23 protein-coding genes are annotated in these 23392 nt (G+C 42.5%); 3 read left to right on the top strand and 20 right to left on the bottom strand.

Translation table 11 applies throughout. From position 1 onward, the window contains the following. Positions 1 to 79: 79 nt before the first annotated feature. Positions 80 to 727: a hypothetical protein gene (locus tag ACI3E5_RS04850; RefSeq protein WP_194185304.1), complete on the bottom strand. Its 648-nt coding sequence runs from the start codon at positions 725 to 727 to the stop codon at positions 80 to 82. Between the two features lie 117 nt (positions 728 to 844). On the opposite strand from ACI3E5_RS04850, the gene ACI3E5_RS04845 reads away from it, so the two are divergent. After that, entirely contained in the window at positions 845 to 1711 is an 867-nt protein-coding gene (locus ACI3E5_RS04845) for an aldo/keto reductase (RefSeq protein WP_325845470.1), read from the top strand. Positions 1712 to 1847: 136 nt separating this feature from the next. On the opposite strand, the gene iadA is transcribed toward ACI3E5_RS04845, so the two are convergent. From iadA to truB, 4 genes are all read right to left on the bottom strand, one after another. After that, positions 1848 to 3032 (bottom strand): beta-aspartyl-peptidase, encoded by a 1185-nt coding sequence (gene iadA, locus ACI3E5_RS04840; protein ID WP_086338286.1) that lies wholly within the window; start codon positions 3030 to 3032, stop codon positions 1848 to 1850. 30 nt (positions 3033 to 3062) lie between these two features. Next, positions 3063 to 4754, bottom strand: coding sequence for a putative basic amino acid antiporter YfcC (yfcC, locus tag ACI3E5_RS04835; protein WP_170927566.1), 1692 nt, complete (start codon positions 4752 to 4754; stop codon positions 3063 to 3065). A 239-nt stretch (positions 4755 to 4993) separates the two neighbouring features. After that, a complete protein-coding gene (ribF, locus tag ACI3E5_RS04830; protein WP_164890358.1) occupies positions 4994 to 5947 on the bottom strand; it encodes a riboflavin biosynthesis protein RibF in 954 nt (317 codons plus the stop codon). A 2-nt stretch (positions 5948 to 5949) separates the two neighbouring features. Continuing rightward, complete coding sequence (gene truB, locus ACI3E5_RS04825; RefSeq protein ID WP_156235770.1) at positions 5950 to 6876, bottom strand: tRNA pseudouridine(55) synthase TruB; 927 nt, start codon at positions 6874 to 6876, stop codon at positions 5950 to 5952. A 122-nt stretch (positions 6877 to 6998) separates the two neighbouring features. Between truB and ACI3E5_RS04820 the strand changes: the two genes are divergently transcribed. Next, the gene (locus ACI3E5_RS04820; protein ID WP_015509588.1) at positions 6999 to 7577 is read left to right on the top strand and encodes a phosphatase PAP2 family protein; all 579 of its coding nucleotides are present in this window, start codon (positions 6999 to 7001) and stop codon (positions 7575 to 7577) included. Between the two features lie 51 nt (positions 7578 to 7628). On the opposite strand, the gene rbfA is transcribed toward ACI3E5_RS04820, so the two are convergent. The 12 genes from rbfA to ACI3E5_RS04760 all read right to left on the bottom strand — a co-directional run bounded on the left by rbfA (position 7629) and on the right by ACI3E5_RS04760 (position 18064). Continuing rightward, on the bottom strand, positions 7629 to 7979 hold the full coding sequence (rbfA, locus tag ACI3E5_RS04815; protein ID WP_005225925.1) for a 30S ribosome-binding factor RbfA: 351 nt from the start codon (positions 7977 to 7979) through the stop codon (positions 7629 to 7631). Between the two features lie 33 nt (positions 7980 to 8012). Next, positions 8013 to 10745 carry a translation initiation factor IF-2 gene (gene infB, locus ACI3E5_RS04810; protein WP_005225924.1) on the bottom strand — a complete coding sequence of 911 codons (2733 nt, stop codon included), beginning with the start codon at positions 10743 to 10745 and terminating at the stop codon, positions 8013 to 8015. A gap of 12 nt (positions 10746 to 10757) precedes the next feature. Then, positions 10758 to 11060, bottom strand: a complete 303-nt coding sequence (locus ACI3E5_RS04805) for a YlxQ-related RNA-binding protein (protein ID WP_015509584.1) — start codon at positions 11058 to 11060, stop codon at positions 10758 to 10760. After that, complete coding sequence (rnpM, locus tag ACI3E5_RS04800; RefSeq protein ID WP_005225922.1) at positions 11053 to 11349, bottom strand: RNase P modulator RnpM; 297 nt, start codon at positions 11347 to 11349, stop codon at positions 11053 to 11055. Before rnpM ends, ACI3E5_RS04805 begins: the two co-directional genes overlap by 8 nt. Positions 11350 to 11365: 16 nt before the next feature. Beyond that, a complete protein-coding gene (nusA, locus tag ACI3E5_RS04795; protein WP_060792086.1) occupies positions 11366 to 12580 on the bottom strand; it encodes a transcription termination factor NusA in 1215 nt (404 codons plus the stop codon). A gap of 21 nt (positions 12581 to 12601) precedes the next feature. Next, positions 12602 to 13075: a ribosome maturation factor RimP gene (gene rimP / locus ACI3E5_RS04790; protein ID WP_005225920.1), complete on the bottom strand. Its 474-nt coding sequence runs from the start codon at positions 13073 to 13075 to the stop codon at positions 12602 to 12604. 207 nt (positions 13076 to 13282) lie between these two features. Next, positions 13283 to 13624, bottom strand: coding sequence for a DUF2752 domain-containing protein (locus ACI3E5_RS04785; RefSeq protein WP_325845472.1), 342 nt, complete (start codon positions 13622 to 13624; stop codon positions 13283 to 13285). Next, positions 13621 to 14055, bottom strand: a complete 435-nt coding sequence (locus tag ACI3E5_RS04780) for a DUF4234 domain-containing protein (RefSeq protein WP_034857985.1) — start codon at positions 14053 to 14055, stop codon at positions 13621 to 13623. The genes ACI3E5_RS04785 and ACI3E5_RS04780 overlap by 4 nt, the downstream gene beginning before the upstream one ends. 152 nt (positions 14056 to 14207) lie before the next feature. Further along, positions 14208 to 16148, bottom strand: coding sequence for a threonine--tRNA ligase (gene thrS / locus ACI3E5_RS04775; protein ID WP_015509581.1), 1941 nt, complete (start codon positions 16146 to 16148; stop codon positions 14208 to 14210). A 311-nt stretch (positions 16149 to 16459) separates the two neighbouring features. Continuing rightward, complete coding sequence (gene thmT, locus ACI3E5_RS04770; protein ID WP_005225916.1) at positions 16460 to 16636, bottom strand: 2-hydroxymuconate tautomerase; 177 nt, start codon at positions 16634 to 16636, stop codon at positions 16460 to 16462. An 88-nt stretch (positions 16637 to 16724) separates the two neighbouring features. After that, positions 16725 to 17222: an ASCH domain-containing protein gene (locus ACI3E5_RS04765; RefSeq protein WP_325845467.1), complete on the bottom strand. Its 498-nt coding sequence runs from the start codon at positions 17220 to 17222 to the stop codon at positions 16725 to 16727. Next, on the bottom strand, positions 17192 to 18064 hold the full coding sequence (locus ACI3E5_RS04760) for an aminoglycoside 6-adenylyltransferase (RefSeq protein ID WP_325845466.1): 873 nt from the start codon (positions 18062 to 18064) through the stop codon (positions 17192 to 17194). Before ACI3E5_RS04760 ends, ACI3E5_RS04765 begins: the two co-directional genes overlap by 31 nt. A 140-nt stretch (positions 18065 to 18204) precedes the next feature. On the opposite strand from ACI3E5_RS04760, the gene helD reads away from it, so the two are divergent. Beyond that, the gene (gene helD, locus ACI3E5_RS04755) at positions 18205 to 20484 is read left to right on the top strand and encodes an RNA polymerase recycling motor HelD (protein ID WP_498820933.1); all 2280 of its coding nucleotides are present in this window, start codon (positions 18205 to 18207) and stop codon (positions 20482 to 20484) included. A gap of 57 nt (positions 20485 to 20541) precedes the next feature. Here the strand turns inward: helD and ACI3E5_RS04750 are convergent, their stop codons facing one another. From ACI3E5_RS04750 to ACI3E5_RS04740, 3 genes are all read right to left on the bottom strand, one after another. Continuing rightward, positions 20542 to 21201, bottom strand: coding sequence for a hypothetical protein (locus tag ACI3E5_RS04750; RefSeq protein WP_005225912.1), 660 nt, complete (start codon positions 21199 to 21201; stop codon positions 20542 to 20544). 215 nt (positions 21202 to 21416) lie between these two features. Continuing rightward, a complete protein-coding gene (locus ACI3E5_RS04745; RefSeq protein WP_005225911.1) occupies positions 21417 to 22139 on the bottom strand; it encodes a YebC/PmpR family DNA-binding transcriptional regulator in 723 nt (240 codons plus the stop codon). 79 nt (positions 22140 to 22218) lie between these two features. Next, entirely contained in the window at positions 22219 to 23385 is a 1167-nt protein-coding gene (locus ACI3E5_RS04740) for a nucleotidyltransferase (protein ID WP_325845464.1), read from the bottom strand. Between the last annotated feature and the right edge of the window lie 7 nt (positions 23386 to 23392).

Below are 23392 nucleotides of genomic sequence, written 5' to 3'. Positions count from 1 at the left end.
TACCTTTTTTAAAAAATTAAGTCCTATCATCTTTTTCACCAGTCTATGAAAACGATGAGAATCATCCCCTTGGCGACCGTTATAGAATGTGTAGCAAAATATCGATCAGATAGCGGATCAACCGATACGCAATAAATAAGAAGAAAATATTTCCCAGCAAGAATTGAAAAACATTGCCGATCGATCCCTTAAAGGAGTGAAAGCTGAAATAACGCGACCAACGATTGAACCCGTTTTGGCGATTTCGTTTCAAACGATACGCTTCATCATACTTCATTTCCAAGAGGTCATAGTAAAAAATCATCAAGGGTTGTTGCACAAAGAAAACTTTTTTATAGCCTGCCATCAACGTGTACTGCTTATTATTGGAAGGGAAGTTGCGATTGCCGTTTTTCTTCACGCGCATCGTTGTTCCATCGTTCATTGGGAATGCATAATAATCCTCGAATTCTGTCAGTTGATGAATTTGCGGCACCTGATTTTCTTCTTCAAAAGCACGTACGACCTCACTCGCTTTCTGAGAAAGTGAAACCAGCCACGCCATCATCCCTAGCAAAATACCTAGCAAGATGATATTTAAAAGCAAACTTTCTTGTAACAAAAATAAATAACCTAAGATAATCAAAATCGCCACACCCAGGGCAATCATTCTTCTACGGAAATAACTGCGATACATCAATTCAAAAGAGCGCCGATAATAGGCAAAATCTTCTTTTACAAAATCCATTTTTTCCACATCTTTCTGCGTTTAGGTTTCTGATAATGTATCAAAGATCCTTTTGAAAGTCAATTTACCGAAAAAGTTTCAGCGTCTGATTTGTTTCAAACAAGAAAACGTTTTATAATGGAAGATGTAACAAAAAAAAGCGATGAAAGTAGGTTGAGATACGTGATATTACAAGAAACATTTACCTTGCAGAACAAACTGACGATTCCTAAGATTGGCCTTGGAACCTGGCAATCTTCTCCAGAAGATGCTTACAACGCCACAAAATTTGCCATTCAAAACGGTTATCGACATGTCGATACAGCGGCAGCTTACAAAAACGAAGAAGCGGTTGGGAAAGCTGTGCGCGATTCAGGCGTTGCCCGCGAAGAAATTTTTGTTACCACGAAAGTACCTGCTGAGTTGAAGACCTACCAAGAAGCGGTTGATAGCATTGATGCTTCTCTAAAAAAACTTGACTTAGGGTATATCGATTTGATTTTGATCCACGCCCCTCGTCCTTGGAAAATCATGGGAAACAATCCAGAAAACAAAGATTTTTATCTTGAAAACATCGATGTTTGGAAAGCATTAGAAGAAGCCTACTTAAGTGGGAAAGTAAAATCAATTGGTGTTTCCAACTTCGATCAAAAAGATTTACAGAATATTTTTGATCATTGCGATGTGAAACCGATGGTCAACCAGTTTGTTTACCATATTGGACGCACAAATGAAGAGTTATTGGCATTTTGTAAAGACCACGAAATTTTAGTGGAAGGCTATTCTCCAATCGCCACCGGTCGTTTACTCGATAACGATGCAGTGAAGACGATTGCGGAAGCTTATGGAAAATCTATTCCACAACTTTCAATTCGTTACTTGCTACAAAAAGACATTCTGCCATTGCCAAAATCCGTTCATGAAGAATACATTGCTGACAATGCTAAAGTTGACTTTGAAATTTCTGAAGAAGACATGAAGAAATTGGATGCGTTGCACGCTTAAGAATGCTTGCGTTTAATTGAAAAAAGCAGTCCGATCAAGTCCAGTAAATGCTGGTCATGGATCGGGCTGCTTATTTTGTTCTAAAACTCTGTTTAGAAAAACAACCGTTTCTTAGTTTGTCAAAGCTGGAGTCTTCTTATGTTAGTTGCTCAAAGGTACCCCACACTTTTACTTCTTGTTTTTCTACCATCGTTCTGCCTTTCGCTAGAACCGTTTCTACTGTTAATGTTTCTTTGTTCAGCAAACAAATATCAGCATCCATCCCTGCTGCAAGACGTCCCTTTTGATCAAGCTTCAATACTTTCGCTGGATTAGAAGTGATTGCTCGAATGGCGATCTCCAATGGAATCTGCTCTTTTTGGACTGCTTCTTTAATGCCTACCATCAAGGCTCGCGAACTACCGACACCCAGACCTATGAATTGATTGTTTTCATCAAAGTACGGGAGGCTACCTTGCCCATCAGAGGTCATGGTAAATTGATCCAGCCCGATCCCTTCTGCTAACAAACGCTTCAATCCTTTACTGAAGCGAACCTCATCGTCTTCTTTTTCCCAGAAATCAGGATCCTCACTCGCCGTAAAATCAATCGTTCCACCCATTTTTGCAAAAGCAATACTTGCTTCGAAAAGCTCGCTGGTCCGATTGGCATGTGTCGGTAAAAATTGGCTGATTGGAATCTCTGTTTCTTCGATGGTTCGTAAAAGTAGCTCATATTTTCTCTTTCCTCCACCTAAGTGGACGTTTACGATGCCTGCTTTTCCAGAAAGCATCCCACCAACACGGGCATCCGCCACCGCGCGGGTAAATTCTTCGAAACTCGGTTGTGAAGAACGATGGTCAGAAACGGCAATTTCACCGATACCAATGATTTTGTCAATAGTCAAAAAATCTTGAATGATAGAATCGGTGACCGGAGTCAATGGCAATCGATAAGAACCGTCATACAAGTACGTCGTGATGCCTTCTGCCTCTAGTCCACGGGCCTTACTGATCAAGGCAGTCATATCTCTGCCTACTCCGTCAGTACCCAAACACCCAACCACTGTCGTTACCCCCGCTGAGGTCAGCTGAGACAATTTCACTTCTGGTGTCCGGTTCTGAAAGCCGCCTTCCCCGCCACCTCCTAAGATATGAAAGTGGCAGTCAATAAAGCCGGGAACAGCAAGTAACCCTGTGCCATCGATTTCTTCAAGAGGAACCCCTGAGAATCCTCCTTCGATCGAATCTTCAATAGCAATGATCTTGTCTTCGCTTAAAAGAATATCTTTTTTTCCTAAATAGTCAGGCGCATAAACCTCCGCTTGTCGTATCACCTTCATGAGTGCTTCCTCCTCGTGTCTGATTGCTTCTTATTGCAAGCCGATCGCGACTGCAATAAAGATGAAGATCGTTCCTAATACAAATAAGAACCCTTGCATTTTGATCTGGAATTTCGCCCATTTCACCCATTCGATTCTTGCGACACCTAGCACACCGATCAGACTTGCCGATACTGGAGTGAAGGCATCCATGAAGCCTGAGCCTAATTGATAAGCCAATACAGCGATCTGTCTTGAAACACCTAAAAGATCAGCTAATGGCGCCATGATCGGCATGGTCAATGCAGCCTGACCTGAATTGGAGGTCACGATCAAATTGAAGAAGCTTTGGAAAATGTACATGAACCATGCCCCAATAAATGCTGGAACATTGCTTAACAAACCACCGATGCTGTGCAAAATCGTATTCAAGGCTGACGGCACGTTGGCATCAGAACCGCCGAGAACCAGAAGAATCCCTTTGGCCATCCCTACAACGATTGCAGTTCCTGCTAATTCTGAGGCCCCTGATTGAAAGGCACTCGCCACATCATTCAAGCCCATATTTTCTAATTTGAAAAGAACCGCTATGATTCCTGCCCCTAAGCCCATCACAAAGAATTGAGAAGCGATCTCGGGAATATAATAGCCTTTTTGTGTCACACCCCATACGATCCAGATCAAGACCGCCAGCATTTCAACCAAGATCAATTTATGACCTAATAAAAATGGCTTTTGCTCACTGGAGGTTTTTTCAAGATGATTTCGAAAATACGCATCTGATTGATACGTGAGCGATTTCTCAGGATTCTTGCGAATTCTTTCGGCATAGATCATGAGGTATCCTGCGGATAATGCGGTAACCACGACCCACATGATGATTCGGAACGTTGCGCCTGAAAGAACGGGAATACCTGCGATCCCTTGAGCCACTGCCACACTAAATGGACTCATCCACGAGGTGGCATTCCCAATCTGGGAGGCGACATAGGTGACAGTGACCGCCACGATCGAGTCATACCCTAATGCGATCACGAAAGGCACCATGACCATCGAAAACGGAATGACTTCTTCTGCCATCCCAAAAGTAGCACCACCAAATGAAAAAGCAAAGAACAACAGCGGCAATGCCAGACGTTCTAACCCACGGGTTTTGCTGATAAATGCAAAGATCCCCGCATCGATCGCTCCCGTTTGCATGATAATACCAAATGCACCACCGACCACTAAAATCAGTGCTGCAATCCCTACTGCTGAGCCGTATTTGTCGCCAGAAACCAACCCTTCAAAAACAAAATTTAAAAAGCCGAAACCGCCAAAGTCATCGGTTCCCCAAACCTTGGCTGTTTTATGCAGTTTTTCAGAAGTATCATAAATCTTTTCGCCATAAAGGCTGTAGAGGGTGTCATCCGTTAGCCCGACCTCATCTAATTGACTCTGGGACAACTCTTTAGGCCCTTCAGCTAGAACAGCTGCTAAAGCCTCAGGATCGACATCTAATTCTTCCAGCTCTTGTGGATCGTCTTCCAATTGATTCAACTGTTGATAGACGTATTCGTTATCTAACGGGTAGGCATAACGAAACGAATCTTGCATCAAGACCGTTCTGGTACTTATGTCCCCATTTGCATCGGTATACTCGATTTCTTGTGTACTAAATTTCCCAGCAGGAACTAAGAAAGTCAGCAACCATGCCAACAGCACGACCCCAAAAATGATGACATACGTATGCGGCGTTTTCATTTTGGTTAAATCTTTCTTTTCTTTCCCCTTTTTCGCTTTTTTTCCAATTGTCACTTTTTCTCTCCCTTTCCCTTTGCAGCGTACTGCATAAATTATCATTTTAGCCTATTTTTTAGTATATCGAAAAAACGTTTTTTCCTCATGGGGAAAGCATTAGAATTCAAATAAACTACGTTATAAAAAGAGAGAAAAAGAAAAAGTGAAAAGAAGCCAGAAACGCTTCTTTTCACTACGAATGACTAGTTTTCTTCAGAAAGCCCATCAAAATAAGCTTCAGTGTCTCGTTCATCTTGCTTTAATTGCTCGATCAACGCTTGTGCGCCATTGAAAGCGACTTGATCACGTAAGAAATGATGCCAACGGATCGCCACGGTTTCACCATAGATATCTTGGTGAAAATCGAGAATATAAATCTCTACTGTTAACTGGCGACCTTGACCAAACGTATCATTGTGACCAATCGATCCCATCGATGGATACCACTTGTCACCAACTTTGATTTCCGTCACATAGACGCCTTCTTTTGGCAACCGAACGGTGCTCTTCACTTTGATATTTGCGGTTGGAAACCCAAGTTCTCGTCCTCTAGCATCACCGTGAACGACGGTTCCTTCAAATTCATAAATATACCCTAACAAGCGATTGACTTGCGCCATATCACCATTTTGTAGTGCAGAGCGAATGCGTGTGGAGCTGACCTTTTCCTCATGAAACGATTCTTGCGCGACAGTCACGACTTCAAAACGTCCTTCTGCATAGGTTGGCAAAAGCGCCATGTTGGCTATCTCTTTCTTGCCATAGGTATAGTCAAAACCTGCAACAACAACTTTTGCATGCAGTCCGATCATGTATTCATCTACAAATACTTGCGGTGCCAAATTTGCAAAGGCAGAAGTAAATTCAACGATATAAAGAATATCTACCCCAAGTTGTTCCATGTGCGCTTCTTTTTGCGGCAAACTGGTCAGGTATTGCATTTTTTCAGGATCAACCTTTTGAAAAACGATCGAGGGATGCTGATTAAAGGTCATCAACGCCAATTTTAACCCTTTCTCCTCTGCAATCTTTCGTCCTGTTTCAATGACTTTTTGATGACCTAAATGCACGCCATCGAAAAAGCCTAAAACTAAGACGATCTCCTCCTCAGGAATCGCTGCGTGATCATAAGGGTGTCTTATTTCAATGATTTCCATATTCATTCTCCTATTTCTGTACGGATGACTTTTACCGGTTTCATCATATCCTGGTATTTGTCATGAGCTTTATAGATACTGATCAATTGTTCTCGATAAAAAATCGCCACTAATTCCTCTGGGCGCTTTGTTAATCCAAACGCGCTGAAGGGCAAACGCATGCCATTTTTTACTTTCTGCCAGAGGTCTGCATCGATCGTCACTTGAAGAAATTCTGATACCCCGTATTCTAAAGGTAGTAGTAGTTCCGAAACACGTTGTTCATCGACTGCCTTTTGCACCTCTGCAATCGTGTAGGATTGTTCTTTTGAAAAACCACCGCTTTTTAGGCGAGTCAAATCAGACATATGCGCGGGTACACCCAGCAATTTCCCTGTGTCGACCGCTAATGTGCGAACATAGGTCCCTTTTCCACAAGCAACTTCAAAACGCCAGCTTTGCGTATTGTCCTCATGAATAATCGGCTCTGAAATTCGTTCAAAGGAATAAATTTCTGCTTTGCGCTGTGGCCGCTCGACAGTTTCATTGTTACGAGCATATTCGTAAAGTCGTTTTCCATTGACTTTGACCGCCGAATACATCGGCGGGATCTGGGTAATCGTCCCCGTCAACTGTTTCATTGCCTGATCGATCTCTTCCTTCGTAAACGGACGAGTTAGTGCTTGTTGTTCAACGATATCCCCCGACCGATCTTCTGTAGTGGTACTGAAGCCCAAAGTGATTTCCCCGGTATAGACTTTTCCAGAATCAACCAAGTATTCGACGATCTTCGTTCCTTTTCCGATACAAATGGGCAAGACACCATCCACGTCAGGATCTAGTGTGCCGCTGTGTCCGATTTTTTTTGTCTTTAATATTTTTCGTAATTTAAACACGCAGTCGTGACTTGTTTGTCCACGCTCTTTCCATAATGGTAAAATCCCGTCCATCGTATTCCTCCATTTCACTTCAACTTGCTTATTATAACATATAAAAAAAATTCATTGCACGACAAAATCCTTTTCGCTCTTTCTCATTACATGATAAACTAAGCATATAAGGAGGTCCTAAAATGGTTGTTTTAACGATAGGGTCATTTATTGGATTTGCCATTTTTTTGATCATGATTCAGCTCGGCACGATGCAGCGTTGGGAAGAAGCGTTTGCTTTGCAGATCATCCAAAGCCGTACGCCCTCTTTGACGCGCATGATGCACTTTTTTACCAATTTAGGAAAAGCCTTTCCGACAGTTGCGATCGCTTTACTGTTGTTTGCCTTTCCATCATCGCGGGCGGATCTTGCACCAAAAACAGCAGTCAGTATCTTCATAGTATCAGCAGCTGCTTACTTGATCAAACGAATCGTCCGACGAGATCGTCCTATTGATCATCGTTTAGTTGAAGAAAAAGATCACAGCTTTCCTAGTGCTCATGCTGCCACATCCGCTGCCATGTATGGAACGATCGCCTTGAATCTTGGACAATTGGTTCCCTCAGCTGTCATCCCGATGACCTTACTGGCAATTTTGCTTAGCTTTATGATTGGCTTTAGCAGAGTCTACTTAGGGATCCATTTTTTAACAGATGTGATCGGTGGTTGGCTCTTAGGGGCAGGTGTTGCTGGACTGGTTACTTTACTGATGAATTCCTGATGCTTTTTCCAAATAAAAAAGAACAGCTTCGACTGGAAGCTGTTCTTTTTTTTATTCTTCTGAGTGCAATGCGCGAATCATTTCATCAATTTTATTCCCGTATTGTACAGATTCATCCAACTCGAATTGGATTTCTGGAACTTTGTAGAGCGTTAGCGCTTGGCCTAATTCACGACGAACCAACCCAGTTGCTTTTTCCAGTCCTGCTTGGGCTTTTTGCTTATCTGAAGCCAAGTCCGTCAAGGTGCTGTAAAAGATCGTTGCTTGCTGCAAATCTCCAGTTACTCGTACATCTGTGATCGTCACATCTTGCACGCGAGGATCACGAACTTTTTTACGAAGAATTTGATTGACTTCTTTTAAGATTTCTTGCGCCACTCGGCGATCTCGATAGTTAGCCATTCAAAAAGCCTCCTTGTATAGTTGTCGTTTCGTTTATTTTGTTGGTACTTCTTCCATGACATAGCCTTCGATCACATCATCGACTTTTACGTCGTTGAATTTCTCGATCATCGCGCCACATTCAAATCCTAGCTTCACTTCTTTGACATCGTCTTTGAAGCGTTTCAAGCTGGCAAGTTTGCCTTCATAGATGACGATACCGTCACGAATCACCCGTACACCACTGTCACGGCGAATGCTGCCTTCCGTCACATAGCAACCAGCGATCGTACCAACTTTAGAAACTTTGTAGGTTTCACGAACGATCATTTGACCGGTGATTTTTTCTTCAAATTCAGGATCAAGCATCCCTTTCATCGCTGTTTCGATTTCTTCGATCGCTTTGTAGATAATGCGATGCAAACGAATATCGACTTCTTCTGCTTCCGCTTGCTGTTTGGCTTGCGGTGTAGGGCGGACGTTGAATCCGATGATGATGGCATTACTTGCTGCTGCTAGCGTTACGTCACTTTCATTAATGGCACCAACGGCTGAATGGACGATGTTTACTCGCACACCTTCAACATCGATTTTCTTCAATGACGCAGCTAACGCTTCGGCTGAACCTTGTACGTCTGCTTTGATGATGACGTTCACTTCTTTCAGTTCGCCTTCTTTTAGACTTTCAAACAAGTTATCCAATGTCACACGACTGCTTGATGCACGTTGTTCCATCAAGGCACGTTTTGCACGTTCTTCACCTGCTGCCCGAGCCGTTTTTTCATCTTCAAAGGTAACGAAACGGTCACCTGCTTGAGGGACATCGTTCAATCCTGTGATTTCGACTGGCGTTGCAGGTCCAGCTGCTTTATCACGACGACCTAAATCATTCGTCATCACGCGGACACGACCGAAAGTGTTCCCCACAACGATTGGATCACCAACATGAAGAGTTCCTTGTTGTACCAATAGTGTTGCTACAGGACCTTTGCCTTTATCAAGGCGCGCTTCAATAACGGTACCGATCGCCCGTTGGGTAGGATCAGCTTTCAAATCTTCGACTTCTGCTACTAAGAGGATCATTTCAAGCAATTCTTCAATGTTTTGCCCAAATTTCGCTGAGATTTCAACGAAGATCGTATCCCCACCCCAAGCTTCTGGGATCAACTCATGTTCACTTAATTCTTGCATCACATGTTGAGGGTTAGCACCTGGTTTATCGATTTTGTTAACTGCAACGATGATTGGCACTTTTGCTGCTTTCGCATGGTTGATCGCTTCCACCGTTTGCGGCATGACACCATCATCAGCTGCGACAACTAAAATCGTAATATCAGTGATACTTGCTCCCCGTGCACGCATACTGGTGAACGCCGCGTGTCCAGGAGTATCTAAGAAAGTGATTGGTTTGCCATTGATGTCGATTTGGTAAGCCCCAATATGCTGCGTGATTCCTCCAGCTTCACCACTTGTTACGCGTGAATGACGTAACGTATCAAGCAATGTTGTTTTCCCGTGGTCAACGTGACCCATGATGGTAACAACAGGTGGTCGTGATACTAAATTCTCTTCAATTTGTTCTTCTGCTTCGAAGAATTTATCGATGTCTGCGATATCCACTTGAACTTTTTCTTGTGGTTCGATTCCGTAATCGGTAGCAAGCAGTTCAATCGTATCTTTATCTAAAGGTTGGTTTTGATTGACCATAACCCCCATCATAAAGAGCTTCTTGATGATCTCTGCTGGTTCACGGTAGATTTTTTTCGCGATATCCGCTACGTTCATGCCTTCTGTATATTCCAATACTTCTGGCAGTTCACGGAATTTACGTGCTGGAACTGGCGGTTTCTTTTCCGTCTGCTGACGGCCTTTTTTCCCTTTTTTGTTAAATTTATTGCGATTGTTGTTGTTGAAATTGTTATTGCGTCCACCGTAATTTGACTTGCCGCGGTTTTGATTTCCTCCACGGGAATCATTCGAGCCTTGCGTACGGTTGTTGTTGCGGTCTGCCCCTTGCGTATTTCCTGCAGATTGAGCGGCTGGACGGTTTTGTTGCCCTTGATTGTTCGGACGATTTTGTTGTCCTTGGTTGTTTGGACGGTTTTGCTGTCCTTGGTTATTCGGACGATTTTGTTGCCCTTGGTTGTTTGGACGGTTTTGTTGTCCTTGATTGTTCGGACGATTTTGTTGTCCTTGGTTGTTTGGGCGATTTTGTTGCCCTTGGTTATTCGGACGGTTTTGCTGTCCTTGATTGTTCGGACGGTTTTGTTGTCCTTGGTTGTTTGGGCGATTTTGTTGCCCTTGATTATTCGGACGGTTTTGTTGTCCTTGGTTTGTTGGGCGGTTTTGTTGCCCTTGATTGTTACGATTCTCTTGGTTATTCACTCGATTATGACTTCCTTGGTTATTTGGTCTGTTACTTCCTTGACTGTTCGTGCGCTCTACTTGTCCTTGACCAGCAGGACGGTTATTGCTTTGCGTAGTTCGCTGTTGACTTTGATTGTTATGACGGTTTTGGAAGTTAGGATTATTTCTTTGCGTTTTAAATTTCTTTTGTTCTTGTTTTTCCGGCTGGTTGGCTGGTTTCTGATTTGCGGGATTTGAGTTTGCAGATGTTTTACCATTTGGATTGCCGCCTAATGACTGCTGCAATTTCTGCGCCTCTCCATCTGAGATCGCGCCCATATGATTTTTGACATCAAAGCCTAAAGATTGTGCTTTTTCAACAACCTCTTTGCTCGATTTGTTCCATTCTTTTGCAAGTTCATAAATTCTTTTTTTCCCCATGCAATCACCTTCCTAACCTAATATTAATTCCTGCACCTTCCTTGCAAATCCTTGATCTAAGATGCCAATCACCATTCTTGGTTTCCCAATGGCCGCACTGATTTCATCAGCAGAAAATGCATCTAGGAGCGGAATTTCGTAATAAGAACTTTTGTCCTTAATTTTCTTTTGTGTATTTTTACCAGCATCACTGGCGACAATGACCAAAGCAGCTTTCTCATTGCGAATCTCTTTTAAGGTCATTTCTTCACCAGTCACTAATTTCCCAGCACGCATGGCTAGTCCTAACATATTTAATGCTTTGGTTTTATTCATTTGCAAATAACTCTTTTCGCGCTTTTTGGTGCGTTACATAGTCCAATAGTTCTTGGTAAAATTCATCTGTTAATTTCGTTTCCAGCACCCGATCCAAGATCCGCTTATCCCATGCTTTCTGGGCTTCAGCCGGTTCGATCGCTATATAAGCTCCTCGACCGGGCATTTTTCCTGTTGGATCGATGGAAACAACGCCTTCTTTTGAACGAGTGATACGAAGCATTTCTTTCTTAGGCAGCATTTCGCCTGAAATCACTGATTTTCGTAAAGGAATTTTTCGTTTTTTCATCACGATCTCACCTCAACTATTTTTCGTCAAACTCAACATTTTCATAATCATCCGCAGTCATATCTGATGAAAGGATCGCTTCATCAACTGTTTCTGCAGATTCTGTTGCTTCTGTGCTGCTTTCTTCAGCAGCTTCTGAAGCAGTTGCATCATACTCATCGATATAGTCGCCTTCATCCAGCTTCGCATAAAACTCTTCCATATCTGTTTCTGATTTGATATCGATTTTGAAGCCAGTCAATTTGGCTGCTAGACGAGCATTTTGTCCGCGTTTACCGATCGCCAATGATAATTGGTAATCAGGCACGACAACAGTACATGCCTTCGGATTATCAACGTCGAAAATAACGTCGCTGACTTCTGCTGGATTCAACGCATTGGCGATGAAGATCGCTGGATCTTCATTCCATTCCACGATGTCCATGTTTTCGCCTTTTAGTTCATTGACGATCGCTTGAACCCGTTGACCTTTAGGGCCGACACAAGTGCCGACTGGATCGACGTTGGCATCAAAGGAACGAACAGCGACTTTGGCACGATCCCCTGCTTCACGAGCAATACTTACGATCTCTACAGTACCATCATATACTTCTGGCACTTCTTGTTCAAATAATCGGCGTAGCAAATCTGGATGGCTACGGCTAACGAATACTTGAGGGCCTTTCGAAGTATTTTCAACACGAGAAACGAATACTTTGATCCGATCATGGGGTTGATAAAACTCATTTGGCATTTGGTCTTGTTTTGAAAGCACGGCTTCAATTTTGCCTAAGTTTACATAGATATAACGATTGTCTTGGCGTTCAACGATTCCTTGCAGAATGTCTTTTTCGTACGCACTAAATTCGTTATAAATAATGTTTCTTTCTGCTTCACGGACCCGTTGCAAAATGACTTGTTTTGCCGTTTGCGCCGCAATACGACCAAAGTCTTTAGGCGTTACTTCAAAACGGATTTTGTCGCCGATTTCATAAGCGGGATTGATTGTCATCGCTTCTTTTAATGAAACCTCTAGTTGCGAGTCCATGACTTCTTCTGTCACTTCTTTGACTGCATAGACGTGGATGTTGCCTTTTTTCTGATCAAACTCAACTTCCACATTTTGCGCTTGCCCGTAATGACGTTTGTACGCTGAAACCAATGCCGCTTCCAAGGCATCGATGACAATCTCTTTTGAAATGCCTTTCTCTGCTTCTAATGCATCCAATGCATTCAACATTTCTTTACTCATGATTCTTTCATTCCTCCGTGTTTAAAATTGAATGGCTAAACGAGCTTTGGCAATATTTTTCCGGTCGATCGTTCGTTCTTTTTCTCTGGTTTTGATTCGGGTCTTAATAACTAGCTGATTTTCGTCGAATGACTGTAAAAAGCCTTCGAACTGTTTTTCTCCATCAATCGGTTGATATAAAGAAACATGAATGTACTCGCCGACTGCCCGTTGATAATCTGCTTCTTTCTTCAATGGACGCTCGGCGCCAGGGGAAGAAACTTCCAAGAAATAGGCCTGTGGAATAGGATCAGGTTCGCATTGGTCTAATTGTTCACTAAGTTGTTCACTGACAAAGGCACATTCCTCGATATCGATTCCGCCTTCTTTATCGATGAACACACGAAGAAACCAATTTTTCCCTTCCTTCACGAATTCTACTTCAACTAATTCAAATTTTTGCGCATCCAGAATAGGGGTCACTATATCTGTAACAGTTTCCACTACCGTACTCACAACATCGCCTCCTTTATTTCTCAACGAAACGAACTTCATTCCATTAAAAAGAGTGAGCGAAAAAACCGCTCACTCACTCTAAGTATCATTACATTGTAAATATAACACAATTTTCATAAAGATTCAACTACTGTCGCATGTTCCCTTCGCTTTCAGAAAAAAACAAAGCATTTTCTTAAAGATTTTTAATGCCTGGGTGAATGGCTGTTAGTGAATCACTTGACCAATCCGACGTAGTAGTTGTGGGAAAATGCTCTCTGGATCAAAGTCCATTGGCGCGTCATGTGGGAAATGAAGCCAGAGCCGACCACCATAAACCACTAGTACCAAAAGTGTCAAGGTCAGCCACAGGTTGTGACTGTGGTAAAGTTTGCTGATTTTCGGATTTTTTTTGAACAAAACGATTCCGAATACGATCGGCACTAACCAAAACAAGGGATGAAAATGCAGCGTACCTTCAAGATCACCCTGAAATAAGTGCAAGTAGGCGCGCGTCATGCCACAACCTGGACAAGGAAACCCCGTTAACCATTTAAACGGACAAATCAATAATCGACCCAATCATCTGAATCAGACGAATCGTTTGATGTAGCAGATGACATCATGGCATTTTGATCAGCTGCTTCCCACATTTGATTCATATCACCTTGTAAAATCGCCATGTTGATGAAATCAAAAGCAAAAAGGCTCAAGACGACAAAAAGGATTTTGTTGTCACTCAGACGAGGCATATTCGCTCGTTGTTGTGCACTCATAAAGATATCCGCAATTCGGTACCACCAATAAATTTGGTACAATCCGCAAGTAAGGATCGTGAGTAAAATCGACGTTTCTGGCGAAAGACGATTATCCCCGCTGTACTCTGCTAGCTCTTTGGTTGTTTGGTACATCCAAAAGAATGTATAAATGCCACAAGTAATAAATGTTAATAAAATGACCGATACAACCGATTTCTTTCTAACTCCGTAATTATAATTCATCACAAACTCCTTTTCTTTTTTTTCATTTTTGCCACTTATCAATTATACTACAATCTAATCATCATAACAAAACCTATTTATTTATTTTTGTGAATTTAGACAAAAAAGCACCATCTTAAAGAAGGTGCTTTTTCGCTTCATCCATCATAAAACTATTTTCGACTATAGTTTTTCACTTCTGCAGCCATTGCATCAACAAACAGATTCAATTCTTCGACTTGGGTCTCTTTGCTGCCGTAGCGACGGATATTGACTGTCGCGTCATTGACTTCTTGATCCCCAACAACGATTTGGTAAGGAATTTTTTGGGTTTGTGATGCGCGGATCTTATACCCCATTTTTTCGTTGCGGTCATCCACTTCTACCCGCAGTCCTTGTGCCTGCAAGCGTTCTTTGATTTCGTAAGCATAGTCACTGTGAGCTTCGACTGAAACTGGAATGATCGATGCTTGGATCGGCGCCAACCAAGTTGGGAATGCGCCTTTATAGACTTCCGTCAGATAAGCCACAAAGCGTTCCATCGTTGAAACGATGCCGCGGTGGATCACCACTGGACGGTGGTTGTTTTCACCATCTTCACCAACATACGTTAGGTCAAACCGTTCAGGCAACAAGAAATCTAATTGGATCGTTGACAAGGTTTCCTCCATGCCTAAAGCTGTTTTCACTTGGACATCTAGTTTTGGTCCATAGAAAGCTGCTTCGCCTTCTGCTTCAAAATAATCCAATTCTAATTCATCCATAGCGGCTTTTAGCATCGTTTGCGCATTTTCCCACATTGCATCGTCATCAAAATATTTGTCTTTGTTTTGTGGATCACGATAACTTAGACGGAAACGATAATCGGTGATATTAAAGTCTTCATAAACACCGATCATTAAATCAAGTGTCCGTTTGAATTCTTCTTTGATTTGATCCGGACGGACGAATGTATGCCCATCGTTTAAAGTCATTTCCCGAACCCGTTGCAATCCAGATAATGCCCCTGATTTTTCATAGCGGTGCATCATGCCTAATTCAGCGATCCGAATCGGTAGCTCACGATACGAATGAATGTCATTTTTATAAACCATCATATGATGCGGACAGTTCATTGGTCGCAATACTAACATTTCCCCATCACCCATATCCATTGGCGGGAACATGTCTTCATGGTAATGATCCCAGTGCCCTGAGGTTTTGTATAGATCCACGTTTGCCATGATTGGTGTATACACATGTTGGTACCCTAAGCTGATTTCTTTGTCCACGATATACCGTTCGATCGTACGACGGATCGTAGCTCCTTTTGGCAGCCAGAAAGGCAAACCAGCGCCGACTTCAGGTGATAACATGAACAATTCTAATTCTTTTCCTAATTTACGATGATCGCGTTCTTTTGCTTCTTCTCGTAAACGGATAAATTCCTTCAAGTCTTTTTTATCGAAAAAGGCTGTTCCATATACCCGTTGCATCATCTGGTTGTCAGAGCTTCCACGCCAGTAAGCACCTGCCACTGATAACAATTTGTACACTTGGATACGACCAGTTGATGGGACGTGAGGACCGCGGCAAAGATCGACAAATTCACCTTGCTGATAGGCAGTAATCGTTTCATCATCTGGTAATTCAGTGATCAACTCTACTTTGTATGGATCTTCGGCAAAAAGGGTCAACGCTTCTTCTTTTGTTAACACGCGGCGTTCGATTGGCAGATTTTCTTTGATGATCTTCATCATCTCTGCTTCGATTGCTGGTAGATCTTCTGCAGTTACTGGGTTTTCCCCATTGTCTGTGTCATAGTAAAAACCAGAATCAATTGCAGGTCCTACCCCAAAATGGATCGATGGATAGAGTCTGCGCATGGCTTGAGCCATTAAATGAGCTGTCGAATGACGAAGTAAGCCTAAGGCGTCTTCATGATCGGGTGTCACGATCTCAATCGTTGCATCTTCTTCGATCGGACGTGAAAGATCGATCAGTTGTCCATTGACTTTTCCAGCTAACGCTTTCTTTGCAAGACTTTTCGAGATACTTTCAGCAATCTCTTTGGTTGTTACCCCAACAGCAAATTCTTTTTTTGCGCCATCAGGAAATGTAATAAATAATGACATATGAATGTCCTCCTTTGATGATTTCAATCAATAAAAAAAGTCCTAGTATCGGGTACGATACTAGGACGATCACTCGTGGTTCCACCTATTCTTCAAAAACAGAAAAAGTCTGTTTTCCTCTTCATGAGATAACGGTTCAACCGCCTCCGTTTCAACAGAGGTCTTAAAAAAGTGGTCATCCTTTGGTTTTCTTCTAGGAAATTTTCAGCCAAGATTTCCCTCTCTTATCGAAGACTCTCAAATTCAGGTGTCTTTTTTATTGATCGATTATGGCTCAATTAAACCACTCTCTTGATAAAAAAGCAAGAGAATTATTTCCAATCGCCATTCACAGCATAGGTTCCTTGCTTCATTTCATTGATGATAACGTGGATATGCTCTTTAGGGGCGCCTGTATTTTTATGGACCGCCTCAGTGATTTCTTTCATCATATTCGTCAGTTGCTCTTGCGAACGTCCTTCAACTAGTTCGACATGGATAAATGGCATACGACTTCCTCCTTTGTTTGCTTTTGATTATACACCTTTTTCAAAAAGACAAAAACTATTACCTTGGTTTCCAAAGAAAACCATGACTTTATTCTTCCTGATAAACGACACAAAACTTTTCGCAAACACACAGCATTTGATCGTGAAAAGACAACCCCGCTGAGGCATAAGCTCGTCGAAAAAAAGCTTCATGAACACGGCGCCAATAAGCCAAAGTGCGATCTCCTTCCCCTTCTAAAAAGGCAAAGTCTGCTGTCACCTCATCAAAAGGCACGATCGACACTGACTCTAAGTAAAGAACAGCTTTTGGTACATCCGACCCATCTAAAAGGACACTATAGGTTCCTGATTGCGGCAATGCTTCTTGCTCGATTTCATAGAGCGCAGCGGCAGATGTCGTTGCCGTCTTTTTGCCAGCTAAAACCAGTGCTGCCAGATCATCGGCCATTTGTGGTGTATCACCAAAGGACCAAGCATCTTCATAGGTCAAAGGAGATTGATTTCTTGGATTTTCTTTTAAAAACCGCTGCCAAAACGCCTGAATCTGACAGTCTTTTATTTTTGATTCTCTGGTTTCATCTGCCAATTTTTTTCACTCCAATACTTCGTATATGTTTGGACATTCTCAGCTTCTTGCCAATCATAGGCCAGCCCTAATTTCTCGCTGATGTTCTTTGCTTGGCCATCAAAACGTTTTTGCATCTTCAAGAGGGACTGACCGCAGGCAGTGATCGTGGAAAAATCAAGCAATGAGGTCAATTCCCGCCACTCCTTTTCCGTTAGAAACGACTGTAGGTATTTATGATTTTTCCCTGTACTCACCTGAAATTGCTGAGCTTGGGCAACGAACAAATCTTCAATCCATAACAATTCTTGCCAACAAATAGTGTATAAATGATCCGCAGCATAAATCAGCTGCTTTCGAAGCAGCCCTTTCACGACATACGTGCTTACCCACCAAAATTCGTTGCAGTGTTCCTGAAAAGCGGCTTGGGTCGGGCGCTTGATCCAGTAATGCGAATGATTTGCTTGTTTAGCAAAACTTAGTATTTGGTCTGGATCAAGCAGCGGCTGCAAGCCTGGTTCGTTAGCCAGACGATCGACCAGTGCAAGAGGACATAGCATGAGATCGATTCTTACTCCGTCTAAAAAATGCATCAAGTACGTAAAACACCCGCCCAAGCTTGGCGGATAGATGGTGCTAGCTTCCGGTGTTTGCCTGATCATGATCGGTCCAAAGGCTTCTAACCATGAAGAATCATCGACCAAGGGCTGAATATCATCCATTACGTAAACCACATCAAAGTCTTGCAAAAAATCTTTTGGCGCCTGTGGATCGGTCCGTGAACCAGATAAACCGATGGCACGTGCCCCAACACGTTGCCCCACAGTCAGGATCAATTGGTGCAATTCTGCTTCTTCCCTCACCGTCTCCACCTCTTTTTCGTTTCGTTTTTGAACACCTAAGCTCTTTTTATAAATATTAGCATAGTTTCTTTTTTTCCACGACATTCGCAGGGAAAATATGCTATAATTTTATGTCGCAATTTTTTTAAGGAGGATCCTTCGTGAACGAACGTCAAAAAGAACAACAACATGTCAATGAAACCATTGCTCTGATCCACAGAGAACAAGCGATCCTTTCGCAGCAAAAACAAGAGTTAGCCGCTAAAATGGATGATCAATTAAAAGAAATCGCCGATAAGAAAATTCGCGGGGGCGACAGTGAAGCCTTTTATGAATCAGTTATCGAGTACCAGCAGCATGAACAAGAATTGCTGATAAAATACCAAACCGCAGAATCACAAGAAAAACGCGTCAAAACCTTAACAACGATGGCGGGCAATCCGTATTTTGCTCGAATCGATTTCAAAGAAGAACAAGAAACCGAGACCCTCTATTTGGGGATCGCTTCATTGCGAGACAAAGATGAAGAAACGATCGTCATCGACTGGCGCGCACCGATCGCCAATCTTTATTATGAAGGAGAGCTTGGTGAGACCTTCTACGAAACAGACACTGATCGGTTTACGGTAGAATTGCTTTTGAAACGCCAATTTAAAATTCAAAATGGTGAAATCTTGTCGATGGTCGATACTTCGGAGATCATCAATGACGAATTTTTGTTGGAAATATTGGATGAAGCCTCTTCTTCTCAAATGCGTAACATCGTTTCGACGATCCAAAAAGCACAGAATCAAATCATTCGTGATACCACCAATAAATTCTTACTGATCGAAGGAATTGCTGGAAGTGGGAAAACCTCTGCTTTGTTGCAGCGGGTCGCCTTTTTACTTTATCGGAATCGCAAATGGTTGGACGAAAAACAAGTCTTGCTGTTTTCACCCAATTATTTGTTTTCTGACTATATTTCCATGGTCCTGCCTTCTTTAGGTGAAAGTGAAGTGCCCACAAGAACCTTCCACCACTTTATCCAATTGATTCTGACTGGCTATGAAGTGACGAAAGAAACCCAACAAGAAGAAACCTTTTTAAGCGGCGATGATGATGCCATTGAAAAAATCAAAAGTAGTCTTTTCTTGGTGAAAAAAATCAACCGTTATGTCCGTTCGATTGCACCGATCGGTCCCTTGTTCCGTGATCTAAAAATCCAAGGGCAAACCTATTTGACAAAAGAACAGATTCGCCGCTGGTATCAAGAAACCAATAACGAACTGCCGATTTACCAAAGAACCCAACTGCTTCAAACGAAATTATTAAAAAAAATCGGCGGCTTGGAAAAAGATGAAGCCAAAAAAGACTGGGTCAAAGAAGCGACCGAAGAACAATTGCAACAAGTATTTGCCAATGATCCTCATCAAGAATACAGCGAAGAAAACGAACGCCGTTTGCGGAAGAAACTTAGACAGCAGATCGTCCGCAAGAAGTTCCGTTCCTTGACCCGGGGAGTGAAAAACTTTCAGTTTATCAACCAAGTCAAGCAATACTTACACTTTTTACAATCGGCTGAGTCTGCTGCAGTCAAAGAAACTGGCATCGAGGCTGCGGCTTGGCAGCAAAGTATTGCCGATATTCGACAAGGCATGCGCCAAAGACAGATCAAACAAGAAGACGCCGTTTTGTTTTTCTTACTGATCAAACAGCTTTATCCTGTTCACGTCGAAGAAAAAGCTCGGTTTATCTTTATCGATGAAATGCAAGATTTTCCACCAGCACAAGTGGCTCTACTGCGTCAGCTTTATCCAAAGGCTAGCATCACCCTGTGCGGAGATTTGAATCAAAAAGTGTATGGCAATGAAACGATCGTCGGGGCATTAGCAGAATTATTCCCCCACGAAAGTGTGAAACGTTATCAATTGAAAACCAGCTATCGTTCGACTAAGGAAATCACAGATTTCGCCAATCAATTTTTAGTTGGCAGTGATCAAGTGGAATTGACGGCTCGTAAAGGGGCGGTACCAACAATTGTTAAAGGAACTGCAACTGAAAATCTGGCTTTCCTAGAAACCAGTATTTGTGACGCCGCTGAGAATCAGCGTTGGCGCACCGCGATCATTTGTAAAACCGCAAAGGATTGCCAGCAGTTATATGCCCAGCTGGCAGAAACAATGCAGGAACAAGTGCAGCTGATCACCTCTGAAGAAGACTTCATGAAACGCAATGTGATGATCTTCCCGGCCTTTTTAGCAAAAGGGCTAGAGTTTGACCAAGTATTTGTCTGGACACCAGGTGCCACTTTCGTGACTGAACAAGACCAATTGATTTTTTATACAATGGCGACACGGGCGATGCATCAGTTGACCGTCCTCACCCAAGAGGAATTGCCGCTGCTAGCAAAAGCTGATCCTACCACTTATCAGTTCCAAGAAGCATCAACGATCGGATAACAAAAAACATCACTTTCGGCGAGTTCCCAAAGGAAACAAGCCGATCGTGATGTTTTTTTAGCCTTTTAACTCGCCAATAAATAAACGGGTTTCTGGATAGCGCATCCCTACGATGGTTAAAATCATTTGCAGCTCAGAAACGTGTTCGGGATCTTCTGGAACGAATAATTTTGTATGTCGTCCAATACTGCCGTTATCGATCAAGCGATGGGTACGATTCCACTCACTAAATTCCTCAATCGTCGTAAAGCGACTAAGAGGGAAGCCAGCGCCATCTAGAATTTCTGTCAATCGAAAAAGTACATAGGAACTATCGATGACAAATTCTTTTCTATGAGGCAAAGCACGCGTTCGTTTATAATCAATAATTGCTTTTTCTGGTCGGTGCTCTAAAAGCCAATCCAAAAGCAAGAAGAACCCTTCCATTCGATACTCATCGATAAAGAGCCGTTCAGAGTATTCCGACATGCGAAAGACTAATGGAATCAAGAATCGCTCTTTATAAATTAATAAGGGTGCGCGATCAACGACGACATTTAAATAACGATTCAAATAAGAAGAACCACGATAATCACCTAGACGATACCCTTCTACCCCGTACTTTTGATATTTCCGACAAAGAGCCGAGCAGTCAGAAATCGATACAGACACTTCTGCTAGCTTTTCAAAACCACTTAAGATTCGATTAAATGGCTCTAAAACGATTTTTTCTTCCATGTCTGCCCCCCTAACGATTTGTTTGCTTATGTAGTAAATCATAACACATAAAATGTATAGAAACCAACTGAAAAGATGATCAACACAGAAGAATTTTCAGTAAATGAGCAACGCTACCGCTTCATTATTTCTCTTGCATAAGCGACAAAGCTTCTACATAAAAAAACATACTAAAAAAATGGCAGCCAGATTGTCTCTAGGCTGCCAAGTGACACTTATTCTTCCGCGTCTGCCACATTGTGATAGACGTTTTGTACGTCTTCAAGATCTTCTAACACATCGATCATTTTTTCGAATTTTTCTAGATCGTCACCCGTCAAGGTTACTTCATTTTGAGGAATCATTTGCATTTCTGCAATTGAGAATTCAGTGATTCCTTTTTCTTTCAAGGCTTCTTGAATGGCATGGAAGTCACTTGGTTCACCGTGAACGATGATTTGTCCATCTTCTTCAACAACATCACGAACATCGATCTCTTTGTCCATCAAATATTCTAAGATTTCATCCGCATCGTCACCGGCAAAGCCAAAGAGTGCCGTGTTATCAAACATATAAGCAACGGCCCCTGAAACACCCATATTCCCGCCGTTTTTACCAAAAGCGGCCCGAACATCGGCTGCGGTGCGGTTGACGTTATTTGTCAACGTGTCGACGATCACCATTGATCCATTTGGACCAAATCCTTCGTATCGAAGTTCTGAGTATTGTTCATCGCCAGAACCTTTGGCTTTTTCAATCGCACGGTCAATAATGTGTTTTGGCACATTGTAGGTTTTCGCACGTTCGATAACAAAGCGTAATTTTTGGTTCGCGTGAGGATCAGGATCACCCGATTTTGCTGCTGCGTAGATTTCGATTCCAAATTTTGCATAAACTCGGCTATTGTTTGCATCTTTAGCAGTTTTTTTCGCTACGATATTTGCCCATTTACGACCCATGATTTCACTTCACTTTCTTGTTTTTAAAAATCCTTATTCATTATACTTGTCAAATGGCGTTCTGTGAAGTAATTTTCACTTATTTATCAATAAAAAGCGGAATTCTTCGAAAATTTTGTTCTGTGATTTGAGGATTCCCTTGCTGATAGATCTGGTCGATCCGCAATGACAAGCCATAGCGCTGTGCTTCTTGCTTACCGAATTTAGCGATCAGTGGCAGGGTCAGCTCTTTTTTGACCTCTTTTAAATAGTGCTGCCCTTGCTTCGTATACCCTAAGACCCGAATAAAGGGATTCTCTTGGGCTTTTTTCATTTCAGCTTTTGTCACTTGGAACAATACATAACAAGCAAGACGCTGCAGCCGCGTTTGGGTATAACGTTTCGTCTTTAACAACTTGATAAAATCTGCAAAAGAATCCGCCGCCGTCACATATTGTTTTAGTCGATATTCTAATCCTTCTTCCATCTGGTAAATAGCAGCTAATTTTCCGATTGGGGCCGAGATGATCTGGTATTGAAGATACGGCCAAAAGGCTTCCCAGTCGACTGTTGCTTGTGAAAGAAAGGTTTGTGTTGCTTCAGGAACAAAATCCACAACAGCTGCACCTTGTTTGATTGCTTGGCGAATGGCTGTTGCACTGGCGATCGTGGGATGGTCGAATTGTTCTGAATGATAAGAGGCCGCAACGCGTTGGATGGGGACCAGGCGCATTGGTTTTTCATAATGCAGCACTTCCCGTGCATACGCCATACCCAACAGATGATTGGGCTGGTCTTTTTCTGCATGGTACTCAGGATATACCTCACTGAGGACCGCACTCATTTTTTGACTATAGGTAGTATTCTGCCTCGCTAAGCGTTGAAATGCGGCATCGATCATCAGTTGATTTTCTTTTTCAAAGTGAGCAAACTTGGCATAGTCGAAGGGTTGTTTCGTATCTGTGCCAAAGCATAACAACTCACATTGCAGATCCTGCAGAATCCTAATCGCACCCGATGCAAAAAAATCAGCAGAGTGGACGGCCCAAGCGGGGGGCAATTCGACGATCAAGTCTACCCCATATTGTAGTGCTGCTTGAGCTCGCTGCCATTTATCGATGATTGCTGGTTCGCCACGCTGTAAAAAATTCCCACTCATCACCGCAACGACGACATCAGCGTTCGTTACTTGCCGTGCTTTTTCCACATGGTATTGGTGTCCATGGTGAAAAGGATTGTATTCTACGACTAGTCCGCAAGCCTTCATCGACATC

The sequence above is a fragment of the Candidatus Enterococcus avicola genome (genome assembly GCF_047470845.1).
Lineage (GTDB): Bacteria > Bacillota > Bacilli > Lactobacillales > Enterococcaceae > Enterococcus_D > Enterococcus_D casseliflavus.
This window is presented reverse-complemented; position numbering and strand designations above follow the sequence as displayed.